The organism is Companilactobacillus bobalius (assembly GCF_009764355.1).
On sequence record NZ_LNUA01000009.1, the window covers coordinates 94223 to 106910 of the forward strand.

The following is a 12688-nucleotide window of genomic DNA, read 5'->3' on the forward strand; positions in this document are numbered from 1 at the left end:
TTTATGACAACATACGGAGTAACTGGATCAACAGGACATTTTGGACAAAACGCAATCAAGGAGTTGGCAAAATTAGTGCCAGCAGGCAATATCATCGCCTTAGCTAGAAATACTCAAAAGGCAGAACAAATTGTTCCTGAAGGTGTAGAAGTTCGCTCAGGCGACTATACAGATGAAAAACAATTGGAAGAATCATTGAAGGAAATCGATCGTCTACTATTTATTTCATCACAACCAGGTGGACCAGTGGCAAGATTGACTCAACATGAAAATATCGTAAAAGCAGCTAAGAATGCTGGTGTGGGTTACGTTGCTTATACTAGTTTCCCACACGCTGACGTTTCAGAAGCACCACTTGCTAGTGATCATAAAGCTACAGAGAAATTGATTTTGGAAGCCGGAATTGATCATTCATTCTTACGTAACAATTGGTATTTGGAGAATGAAGCAGCAACTATTAAGGCAGCTGTTAGTGGTCAACCATTTGTTTACGCAGCTGGGGATGGTAAAACTGGTTGGGCTTTAGAATCTGAATATTCTGAAGCTGCCGCTAAAGTTTTAGCTTCAAGTACTACAAAGGATGTTTATGAATTTGCTGGAACTAGTCGGACATATCAAGATTTAGCAGATGCTATCAAGGGTGATTTCGATGTAAAGTCCTTAAGTATTTCTGATTTCCAAAAGGCATTACAAGATTCAGGGATGGATGAAGGAACAGCTGAAGTTGTAACTTCAATTCAAGATTTGATTCGTCAGGGTAATTTGGATGAAAATAGTGATGATTTACCAGAAGTTCTAGGTCGAGAATTGACACCTTTGGCAAAAGCATTGGAAATAGTTAGTCAAAAATAATTGTCATCTCTTCTTGAAATGTCATACTATACTAATGAGTATTTACTAGGAGGAGAATATTATGAAATTTTCAAGTAAGTTAAGTGATGGTGTTCATATCCTAGCCTATGTGGACATTTTACAAGATGGTGATTTATCTAGTAATGCTATTGCCAGTAGTATTGAATCTAATCCCAGCCTGGTTAGAAGAATGATGTCACGTTTAAAGAAAGCTGGCTTGTTGATGAGTCAGCCAGGGAAGGTAGCACCAAAGCTGGGCCGTCCAGCTACGGAAATTAGTCTACTAGACGTTTATCGAGCTATTGAAGATAATCAAAAACTATTACACATTGATGAAAAAACTAATCCTCAGTGTATTGTTGGCGGGAATATTCAAGAGACCTTAACTGGAATCTATGATCGTATACAAGCTGATGCTGAAGAGAGTATGTCACAAATAAGTTTGCAACAGATTATCGACGGGATTTTAGAAAATAATGAAAAAAAGAAACTGTCTAATTCAAACTAAATAATCATTATAAAATATAGATAATAAATAACGGCAACCATTTAGAATGAACGTATGTAATTACGTTTCTAAATGGTTGCCGTTTTTGATTAGTCTGAAATATTTTTCATGAAAACTATTTGTTCTGTGTATCAGTTGAGATGATGCCTTTCTGAAAATTGATGAAGCGACTGCTGTTACGACTGTAAGTTAACGTATAATAATAGGTGTTATCTTTGCTTAACTGTTTTAAGTAAACACGGGTGTATCGAGGTATATCAGAAATTTGATAACCGACGATAGCAAAATTGCTAACTCGAGAATTGGCATTACGAGCTAGCTTGAATAGTCCAGCATTGCTCTTATCAGGATTCAAGCCTAAGTTGATAGAAATCTGATTGAAGTTACCAGGATCATTAGCGTTAGTGGCCGTAAGATTGGAATTGATAATGGCTGTTTTGAGACGTTGTGTGAAACTTTTGGCCTGATCAACACCAGCTTTGCCCATATCAATGTCTTCAAGAAGATATTGTGGTGGATATTTATTAGATTGGGTATTTAGATATTTGGCAGAGGTAATTGAATCGCCTTTGTGATAAATTCGATAACGATAACTAACAATGGTTTTAGTATCATCGTAACGATTACAACTGATGGTTACATATTTTCCATGGGTATCTTTACCAAAATTCAGAATAGTCATATTAGTTATATAGCGATGAGGTTTCTTATTGATTCTTTTTAGCAAAGCTTTTTCTTGATCATTGGACAAAAACGATAACTCATCTGTACTATGATAGTCATCATTGATAGTACTGAGAATATTTAGAGCTTGTTGTTTATTCTTAGTCATATCGCCGTCATTTAAAGATATAGCCTTAGGAGCGATATCCTCATCAATATTTTTAGGATTAACGATCAATGAAAATGGGATGGTGATCTGTGCGATGCCATCGACTGTCTTGTCTTTGATTTTTCCAAGGTTGAGGGCATAACTTACGACAATCATTACTATCAACACTAGAATAATTATCCATTTAATATATTTTTTGTTTAATTTTTTCAAAATATACACCCTTTATTTGCATGATAATTTACTATAATAATAACAAGATGAACTAGATATTTGGGGAAAATGATGAAAGATAAGAAAGATTTAAAAAGTAAGACGAAATCAGAACATTATTTATTAGTGAGTGCTGGGATTGTCGGTGCGATTACGGCTGCCATCTTTTTCATTATGCTTTCACGTGGAGTAGTCAATGCGGTAGTAACTTCCAAGATATCTAGCCAATATCAGGATAAGGAATTGGAAGTATTAAAAACTAACTTGGATTATTCTACATTAAACTTTATTGGCAGGGTGATTAAGGTTAGTGATGGGCATGTGATTACACCTAGCAATATTAAAAAGTATCAACAACTTGAAGATTATATTCAAGCTAGAAAGAATCGTACTAAAGATGTGGCTGCACTTTATGATGGTAAAAATGATTATCGTGATGATGTGACTAGTCAAAAAATTAATGATTTAGACGCTGCACTTTTAAAAGAAAAGAATCAGGATGTTTATCAAAAACAGCGTAATAAACTAGATACGATTCAGATCTGGTTTGAGCAAACTGAAGATGCTGATAAGTATCTGGATAAGACTTGGCAGGAATTTAACAATGATAACTCTAGTTTGAGTTTTAAAAAAATCTCAATGGTCAATACGTATTTCAAGTTGATCAAGAATAAGACAATTGAAAATCGTTGGAATGAGGCTGTCAACAAGATGGATCAGTATTTCTCTAACCATCAAGGTGAGAGTTCCCGTGTTGAAGCAGTTAAACAAGAGCTAGAAGCTTTGAGAAGTGCTCCTCTGACAGAGAAGTATACACCAGCTAATGTTGATATCGTTTCTAGTTTGAACTTCTCAAGCGGAGCCTCAGATAGTTTAACGCAAGCAGGAATAACTGGAAAGACGGCTTTGTACTATAACACTAGTACCAATAAGTTAGCTTTGATGACTAAAGTTAATGGTAAGTATGTGGCTGAAAATGGCTATATTAATGTTACAAGTTCACAAGTTGGTTCTGGTAAGTATACGATCAAGAAGCTTATTAGTAGTGGTAACTCGGATGCAATAATTACAGATAATACAAATAGTAATTATGGACAGTATGTAACCAATGCTAGTGACAGTGACTTGGAAGATTTGGGAATAACTAATCCTGATAATACGACGGCTGATTTCAATTCAGCGACACCAGTTTTCTGGTTGAAGAATAATTCTGATTTGAATAAGTCGATTTACTTCACCAATAGTTCTACATTAGGCTTTATTTATGCAGGCAGTTCAAGTTATAACGAAGGTATGCAAATTAGTTCGTCAGACTTGTCTAATTTGATGTCACAAATCTCAACTGGAATAACATTCTATGTTAATTAGGGGCTAATTATGCGTAAAAGAGAAACTGGGTTACGAGAAAGAGTAACTAGAAAAAGACGAAAATGGCCATGGGTCTTACTAACAATTTTATTGTTACTAGTTTTAAGTGTTGGGGCTTTTTGGCTGAAATATGGTTATGAAATAAGAAATACAATTGCGGATGGATACTCTTATAGTCAAGGATTGAAAGTATCAGATTTTCATCCTAGTAATTCTACCGTTATATATGATCGTAACGGTAAAGAAATTAAGAAACTATCTCGTTCTAGCTCAAATTACACGCCAATCAAGGATATTAATCCTGATATCAAAAAGGGGCTAGTCGCAGTTGAAGACCAAAGATTCTACATTCATCACGGTGTCGATATGTATGCCATTATGAGATCTGTTGTCTCGACTTTGTTACATCGACGGACAGAAGGTGGATCGACTCTAACACAACAGTTGGTCAAGAACGTTATTCTGCAAGATCAATCGCAGAATTTAAACCGTAAGCTCAAAGAAATGGTTATTGCCCAACAACTTGAAAAGAAATTTAGTAAGCAACAGATACTAGAGTTCTATATCAATAATGTTTATATGGGACATGGCTCATACGGATTTAGTGCTGCGGCAGATTATTATTTTTCTGAGAATCAAAAAGATTTATCAATTGATAAATTAGCCTTGCTAGTAGGAATACCGAATAGTCCACTTTATTATGATCCCGTCAGTGCACCAAAACGTTCATTGAATCGCCGTAATACGATTCTTTACGTCTTCTATCAACGTGGGTTGATTTCAAAACACACCTACGAGACAGCAAGTAAACGACCACTCGGTTTGAAGGTCAATAAACGTAAGTATGATAATGATGTTTCAAATAATTATGCTTTGAATTATGCCGTTTATAACGCAACTGAAGAATTGATGAAATCCTCTGGCTTCACGATGGAATATGCTTTTAAAGACAATCAGGTTAGAAATGATTACTTTGCTCGTTATAGACAAGAGTTTGAACGTGCACGTGGTAAGTTACTTGATGGTGGTTATACAATCAATACTACTATTGATATGGATGTCCAGAATAAGATTGAAAGTTTAGTTAATAAGACGTATCAATCCTATACAGGTAGATCCGCTAACGGTAAACTAACACCACAAGTTTCAAGCACCGTTATAGATAATAAAACGGGTGACGTTATAGCGGTAGTTGGTGGAAGAACGACTCAAGATGATCAGATGAATCGAGCGATAAATGGCTATAGTCAACCTGGATCAACTGCTAAACCATTAGTAGCTTATGCACCTGCTTTTGAACGAGGATATTTGCCACAAAGTACAGTCGTCGATTCAGCTGTTGCTAATGTACATAACTGGTACAGTGGCTATACTGGTAAAACCACCGTTCGGCACGCGCTAGAGAACTCTATTAATACGGTTGCTTATAAATTGGCACTTCAGGATACAAGTTATTCTTTCTATGATGACTTAACGAAGATGGAATTTGCCCGTTTGCGCCCAGTAGAAGATAAGAATGCTATTGATGCACTAGGTACTTTTAGTACGACGACAACCGAAATGGCTTCAGCATACAGTTCATTTTCTCGTGGCGGTCAATTTATTCATCCAAGTAATCTAACAAGTATTTATGATAATGACAATAATCGTTATATTTATCAAAATACTCATATGAAGAAGGATATTTATACTAAAAATGCCAGTTACATGATGATCAATACCATGCAGTCAGTAATTAGTGATGGTCTAGGTAAATCGGCTGCACTAGATAATTACAAGTACACGGCAGGTAAAACTGGTACAAGTGATAATAATAAGGATTCATATTTTGTTGGTATGACACCTGATTTTACGATTGCTAATTGGACCGGAAATGATGTGCCATCTACTTCATTGACTAGCAACGAACAGACATTGTCGATGCAAGCTTTCAAAGCTGAAGGTGAATATTTGGTTGATCAAATGAAGGAAAAAGAAGAGAATTTTAAGAAACCAAATACAATTACCGTCAGTGGTAGTAATTTGTCAGTCAATCAGAGTAATGAGAAACCAACCATTCAAGATGTTATTGATACTGATTTTTCTAAATATACTTCAGCTCAAGAACAAAAGAATACTGATCGACTCTATAATCTCGATTATCGAATCATTTATCATCTATCTAAGAAAGAGGAGTATAAGCGAGAAGACAAGGTTCAATCAGCTATCGATAAATATACTGACAATCCAATTACTAAAGAATCTCAATACGATAGTAAGTTGAGTGAATTGCAAAAGATTCGTTATCTGAACGCTAATGTTAAACGTCAATCAGCAAAGAATGACTTTAATCAGCAGATTCTACAGATGCAAAAGGAATTGAATTTGAGTCAAGCAATGTTCCAGGCTGCTAAGGATAATAGGAAGATTGCTAAGTATCAATCTGAAAAGGAAGCCATCGAAACACAACGTGAACAAAAGCGTCAGTCGATGGTAGATAAGTTGATGCCACAATACAATTCTCAGTTGCAAAAAGTTAAGGATGCTTATAAGAACAATGATTCTGATAAGGAAGATCAAAAACAAAAATTGATTGATATTATGAATGAAATCAGAAGTTACGGTGGTAATGTTCCTGATGTCAAAATTAATGTTAATAGTGATTCTTCTTCGAATAGTAGTTCTAGTTCTTCTGATTAGAATATGATTGGACTCAAATCAAAAGGGCGACCCCATATTAAATTGGGAGTCGCCCTTTTTTTATAGCTATAATTCTATTTTTTATAACCATGGTTCTATGCTGAATAGTGGAAACGAGTTTCGCGGGCCAGATTCCTGTGCTTTGCAGGACTTCACGAACTGCCTGCGTCGCAGTCAATTCGCAAAGTCCTGCAAATGCTCAGAATCTATGCGGGCCTGCTCCACTCTCTAATCAACATTTGTTCTTTTAGCGATGGCTGGCAAGATCAATCCTAATAGAATTAATGCTAATGGAGTGATGATGTTCAATGCTAATTGGAACCACCATGATGATGGATCTTGGGCCATGTTCATTTTAGGAACCATACCCATGATACATGCGAAGGCTGTTAGGAAGAAGGCCCAAAGTCCAACTCCGAAGCCGACGTATCTATTTTTAACGAACATATAATCAGATTTATATTTGTCCAATTGTTTAGTTAGCATCATATAAGCTAAGAATACCCATAGATAACGCATAGGCATAACAATTGAGTTAAGGTTCAACAACCAGTTATATAGATCATTCATACCATTGATACCTAGTGCAGGCACGATGATAAGAATAGAAACTAGAATAGCAGTCATTTTGTAACCATTGATAGCAATACCACGTTTATTTTTCTTCAAAAGAGCCTTTGGAATGTACTTCTTATCGGCATCTCCTAGAAGCATACGTAATGGAGCATCAATTGAAATGGCTAAAGCTGCTGCACTGGCTAATGTGTTGGTAATCGCAAATGCCCAAACGAACAAATTACCAACGTGGAAACTATTGCCTAAGAATTGGAAGGCTTGGTAAGCACCGTTGGCCATAAGATCGGCAGGAATGTGGTTAGAATTAACAATCATACCGATTGCAAATGAACCTAGAACGGCTGAAACGGCAACCATAACAGCTAAAATGATCATACCTAGTGGGAATTCCCTGGAAGCATTTTTAGTCTTATTAACATAAGGCGAAATCTTCTCAGCACCACCAACGGCGAAGACTAACATCGAAATAGTTGTGAAGTACTGTAAATCGAATTTCGGTATATAAGTGTGAATATCAGTCATGTTAGGTGTAGCAATTTGAACATGAGTGATAAAAGGTGCACTGACACCAAGGATGATAAACAACATTGACATAGTAAACATAGCAATCCCGGCGATGCTACCGATACTATTCAATGTTGAAGCACCCTTACTGGCGATCCAGACGAAAACAAGGAAAATAATCAAACTTAGTCCTTGCACAACAATTGGTGAAGAATCCTTGATAAAAGATCCATTACCTTTGAAAAGCCAACTTAGACTGACCATAATAATTTGTGGTTTTTGAGCTAAATAAGGAACATGAACAACCCAATAAGTCCAAGCGGCAAAGTAAGCTAGTTTGTTGTTAGATAGAGTTCTGATCCAAGAACTAACTCCTCCACCAGCTTCTTGAAACGCTGATCCTAATTGACCCACCATTAAAGTGTATGGGACAAAATAAAGAATCATAATTAAAATCCATGACGTTATAACAGCTAAACCTTGATTGGCAAAGTTATTAATAACGTTATTAAGACCCCAGACGGTAGTGAAACCAAGTAGAGCGATATTCCACCATCTGAAAGCCTTAGCATTCTTTGCATCTGACATAATCAAATCCTCCTACAAGAGTGATTATACAGGAAACTTAAAGTAAAAAGGCTAGGAATAATAAGATGTTTTTTTCGAAATATCCTAGTATTATATTTGTGTAACTTTTTTTTAATAAAATTGACAGACGGTGTCAAAAAATTATAATTTAGGAATACGGCCGTTACATATTTCTTTTTGATACATGGAATTAAGACTGTATAATTGTATTCTATCTACTATATAATGAGAGTGAATTTGTAGATAGCAAATTAAACGGAGTTAATTATGAATAACAACAATAATAATGGTTTACGAGGACGTCGGAAAAGAACGCGTAATAGCGCCTTGGCGTCCAGCAATAATGGAAAGATTAAACATCCGCTCCTTAAGATAATCGGGTTGGTAGCTTTAGTAACTTTCTTTGTAATGGGGGCATATGGTTTTAGAATCTATGCTCAAGCTCAGAATTCTTTGGGCAAGACATATAAAGCAATAGATGGAAAGAATGCTTCCGCTAAGATAGTTAGTAAGAAGCCCGTTTCAATATTGTTGTTAGGTGTAGATACAACGGATAACGGTGTTCGTGACACAGAAACAAATTATCGTGGTAATTCTGATACGATGATTATCGTAACGGTTAATCCTAAGACTAATAAGACAACAATGATGTCAGTTCCACGTGATTCAATGACAGAAATTTGGAAGAGTGCTAATCACAACACGAAGAAGATTCAAAAGATAAACTCAGCATATAATATTGGTAATGAAGAAAGTGCCATGGTTACAACTGAAAAGTTTTTGAACGTTCCAATTGACTACTACATTAAGGTAGATTTCAATTCTTTAAAGGAAATTGTTAATGCTGTTGGAGGTGTAGATGTTGACGTACCGTTCAGTTTCTCGTATGGTGATACAGGCGAAAAGAAGTCACACTTCAAAAAAGGTAAGATGCATTTAAACGGTAAACAGGCCTTGGATTACTCAAGAATGCGTTATGAAGATCCACAGGGTGATTATGGACGTCAATTGCGTCAACGCCAAGTTATAACAGCTATTATCAAGAGTGCAGCTAGTGCAAAGACCTTTACACGTTATCAAAAGGTTCTAGATAGTATCTCTAGTTCAATGACAACTAACTTAAGTTTCAGTGATATGCAATCCATGTTCTTGAATTACAGTGGAGCAGCCAAGAATATTGACTCTGACCATTTGCAAGGATATGGTTCAATGATCGATGGTTCATCTTATGAAATAGCACCAACTAAGGAATTAAGACGAGTATCTAATAAGTTACGTAAGCAATTAGGCTTAGCTGAAGAACAATTGAATAATAAAGAAACCAGATTAAACGCGTATAATGAGAAGTTAGGCTTTTCATTTAATTACACCGGTAATCAACAACAGAACTACACAACTAAGATTACTTCTACAAGTAGTTCTACTAGTTCTGAGAGTTCGTATGGTTCAAGTTATGGAGAATCAAGTCATTCTACTGGTGGTTATGGTAGTAGTTCTAACAGTTCTACTGGGTCAACTGGTTCCAGAGGCTTCGGTGGCGGCTATTAAATTAATTAGTTAAATAATAAGCGGGGGTAACCCCATTTGAATAAAGGCTGAGACAAATGTTTTCAGTCTTTTCTTATTGTATAAAGGAGAAAAATATGAGTGTTTTAGAAGTACACGGATTAACACAACAATTTTTGGATAAAAGATTGTACGATTCCGCAGATCTACAAGTAAATAAAGAGGATCATTTAGGTATCATTGGTCAAAATGGTGTTGGTAAGAGTACCTTTATTAAGATTTTGACTGGTCAAATTGAACCTGATGAGGGCAAGATTACATGGAAGAAACATATGACCGTTGGTTATTTGGATCAACAAGCCAAATTAGCCTCAGGGATGACCATATATGAATATCTTCAAACAGCATTTTCAAAATTATATGAAACTAGTGACCAGTTAAACGAAATTTACATGAATGATCCTAGTGATGAAGATTTGGAAAGAGCTGGAAAACTTCAAGAAATCTTAGATGCCAACGATTTCTACGAATTGGATACTAAGATTGAACAAGTAGCAACTGGTTTAGGATTGGATGCTATTGGATATGAGCATGACGTTTCCAAACTAAGTGGTGGTCAACGTTCAAAGATTATCTTGGCTAAAATTCTATTGGAGAAACCCGATATGATTTTGCTAGATGAGCCTACTAACTACTTAGATACTAATCATATTGACTGGTTAGCTGATTATTTGAATGATTTCCAAGGAGCATTTATCGTAATTTCCCATGATTATGGCTTCTTAGACCGCATTATAAACTGTGTAGCTGATTTTGAATTCGGTAAGATCACTAAGTATACAGGTAGTCTCAAGCAAGCTCTAAAGCAAAAGGCTGCTAACAAAGAAACATATATGAAGGCTTACGTTAAGCAACAAGAGAAAATCTCTAAGACTAAGGCTTATATTAGAAAGTTTAAAGCCGGTTCTAGATCAAAGAGTGCTAAGAGTAGGGAGAAACAATTAGCTCATATGGATGTGTTGACACCTCCAGGGAATAAGACAGCTGCCAGCTTTGGATTCCCATATGTAGAAGTACCAAGTTCGAGAATGCTATTGGAAGTTAATGATCTAAAAGTAGGTTATGATGGTAAACCTCTATTTGATAAGGCCCTCAATTTCTCAATCGTCAGTGGAGAAAAGATGGTTATCAAAGGATTCAATGGTATTGGTAAGTCTACATTGATTAAGACTCTTTTGGGTATACTTAAGCCTATTGAAGGTAACTATGATTTCTCTGAAGTTGCTAAGATAGGTTACTTTAAACAAGATCTTGTCTGGGAGAACAATCTCGAAAGTCCATTTAAGTACATTAGTGACAAGCATCCAGACCAAGGTGGTAAAGAGGTTAGACGTGTTCTGGCTAGAACTGGATTGACTAATCAACAGATCATGTCACCGCTACGTTCTCTTTCTGGTGGGGAGCAGACTAAGGTTAAGATAGGTGATTTGATGTTCAATACTTCTAACTTCCTATTCATGGATGAGCCTACAAACCATTTGGATGATGAGAGTAAAGCTGCACTACGTAAGGGTTTGAAGAACTATGAAGGATCATTGATCTTAGTAACCCATGAAGAAGACTTCTATAGTAGTGATTGGATAAATAAGGTTCTAGATATTGAAAAGATAAAAGAAAATTAGTTATTTTCAAAAAAGTATGAAAAATACTTGCATTGGTTTACCATTAACGGTAAGATATTATTTGTTGTCGCAAGAGAACAAACGTATCAACAGATTGATTGATGATTTCATCAATTCAATTGAAATAATTATTTTAAAAAGTTATTGACAAATTGTTATTAACTTGATAAACTAATTAAGTTGTCGATGAGCGTAAGCGCTTAATTGACTGGTAGACCTTTGAAAACTGAACAAAGTTTTAACACTAAAATTGTGTAGGCCAACATTTATTTGTTGGATTTACAACGAAGTCAATTCGCTAGTATTTTTATTTATGAGTCACAAACTTTTAATATGAGAGTTTGATCCTGGCTCAGGACGAACGCTGGCGGCATGCCTAATACATGCAAGTCGAACGAACCAAACTGTTGATTGAAGCTTGCTTCTTGATTCAGATCTTGGTGAGTGGCGGACGGGTGAGTAACACGTGGGTAACCTGCCCAGAAGTGGGGGATAACATTTGGAAACAAGTGCTAATACCGCATAACAACTTAGATCACATGATCTTTGTTTAAAAGATGGTTTTGCTATCTCTTCTGGATGGACCCGCGGCGTATTAGCTAGTTGGTGAGGTAATAGCTCACCAAGGCGATGATACGTAGCCGACCTGAGAGGGTAATCGGCCACATTGGGACTGAGACACGGCCCAAACTCCTACGGGAGGCAGCAGTAGGGAATCTTCCACAATGGACGAAAGTCTGATGGAGCAATGCCGCGTGAGTGAAGAAGGTTTTCGGATCGTAAAACTCTGTTGTTGAAGAAGAACATATGTGAGAGTAACTGTTCACGTACTGACGGTATTCAACCAGAAAGCCACGGCTAACTACGTGCCAGCAGCCGCGGTAATACGTAGGTGGCAAGCGTTGTCCGGATTTATTGGGCGTAAAGAGAATGTAGGCGGTTTATTAAGTTTGAAGTGAAAGCCCTCGGCTCAACCGAGGAAGTGCTTCGAAAACTGGTAAACTTGAGTGCAGAAGAGGAAAGTGGAACTCCATGTGTAGCGGTGGAATGCGTAGATATATGGAAGAACACCAGTGGCGAAGGCGGCTTTCTGGTCTGTAACTGACGCTGAGATTCGAAAGCATGGGTAGCAAACAGGATTAGATACCCTGGTAGTCCATGCCGTAAACGATGAGTGCTAAGTGTTGGAGGGTTTCCGCCCTTCAGTGCTGCAGCTAACGCATTAAGCACTCCGCCTGGGGAGTACGATCGCAAGATTGAAACTCAAAGGAATTGACGGGGGCCCGCACAAGCGGTGGAGCATGTGGTTTAATTCGAAGCAACGCGAAGAACCTTACCAGGTCTTGACATACCATGAAAAGCTCAGAGATGAGTCTTTCC

8 protein-coding genes and 1 rRNA gene are annotated in these 12688 nt (G+C 36.8%); 7 read left to right on the forward strand and 2 right to left on the reverse strand.

The window, feature by feature from the left end; genetic code table 11:
- Positions 1 to 3: 3 nt before the first annotated feature.
- Both ATN92_RS01465 and ATN92_RS01470 read left to right on the forward strand, forming a co-directional pair.
- On the forward strand, positions 4 to 852 hold the full coding sequence (locus tag ATN92_RS01465; RefSeq protein WP_056955171.1) for an NAD(P)H-binding protein: 849 nt from the start codon (positions 4 to 6) through the stop codon (positions 850 to 852).
- A gap of 61 nt (positions 853 to 913) precedes the next feature.
- A complete protein-coding gene (locus ATN92_RS01470; RefSeq protein WP_056955173.1) occupies positions 914 to 1360 on the forward strand; it encodes an Rrf2 family transcriptional regulator in 447 nt (148 codons plus the stop codon).
- 115 nt (positions 1361 to 1475) lie between these two features.
- Here the strand turns inward: ATN92_RS01470 and ATN92_RS01475 are convergent, their stop codons facing one another.
- Entirely contained in the window at positions 1476 to 2405 is a 930-nt protein-coding gene (locus ATN92_RS01475; RefSeq protein WP_087721282.1) for a hypothetical protein, read from the reverse strand.
- Between the two features lie 72 nt (positions 2406 to 2477).
- On the opposite strand from ATN92_RS01475, the gene ATN92_RS01480 reads away from it, so the two are divergent.
- Both ATN92_RS01480 and ATN92_RS01485 read left to right on the forward strand, forming a co-directional pair.
- Entirely contained in the window at positions 2478 to 3773 is a 1296-nt protein-coding gene (locus ATN92_RS01480) for a hypothetical protein (protein ID WP_056955177.1), read from the forward strand.
- A gap of 9 nt (positions 3774 to 3782) precedes the next feature.
- The gene (locus ATN92_RS01485) at positions 3783 to 6452 is read left to right on the forward strand and encodes a transglycosylase domain-containing protein (protein ID WP_056955179.1); all 2670 of its coding nucleotides are present in this window, start codon (positions 3783 to 3785) and stop codon (positions 6450 to 6452) included.
- A 228-nt stretch (positions 6453 to 6680) separates the two neighbouring features.
- Here ATN92_RS01485 and ATN92_RS01490 read toward each other — a convergent pair whose 3' ends face one another.
- The gene (locus tag ATN92_RS01490; protein ID WP_056955181.1) at positions 6681 to 8120 is read right to left on the reverse strand and encodes an amino acid permease; all 1440 of its coding nucleotides are present in this window, start codon (positions 8118 to 8120) and stop codon (positions 6681 to 6683) included.
- A gap of 264 nt (positions 8121 to 8384) precedes the next feature.
- Here ATN92_RS01490 and ATN92_RS01495 point away from each other — a divergent pair, with 264 nt between their 5' ends.
- The 3 genes from ATN92_RS01495 to ATN92_RS01505 form a co-directional block, all read left to right on the forward strand.
- On the forward strand, positions 8385 to 9668 hold the full coding sequence (locus ATN92_RS01495; RefSeq protein WP_087721283.1) for an LCP family glycopolymer transferase: 1284 nt from the start codon (positions 8385 to 8387) through the stop codon (positions 9666 to 9668).
- Positions 9669 to 9763: 95 nt separating this feature from the next.
- Positions 9764 to 11308, forward strand: coding sequence for an ABC-F family ATP-binding cassette domain-containing protein (locus tag ATN92_RS01500; RefSeq protein WP_056955183.1), 1545 nt, complete (start codon positions 9764 to 9766; stop codon positions 11306 to 11308).
- A gap of 329 nt (positions 11309 to 11637) precedes the next feature.
- Positions 11638 to 12688: ribosomal RNA gene (locus ATN92_RS01505) — 16S ribosomal RNA — on the forward strand; the annotation flags it as partial.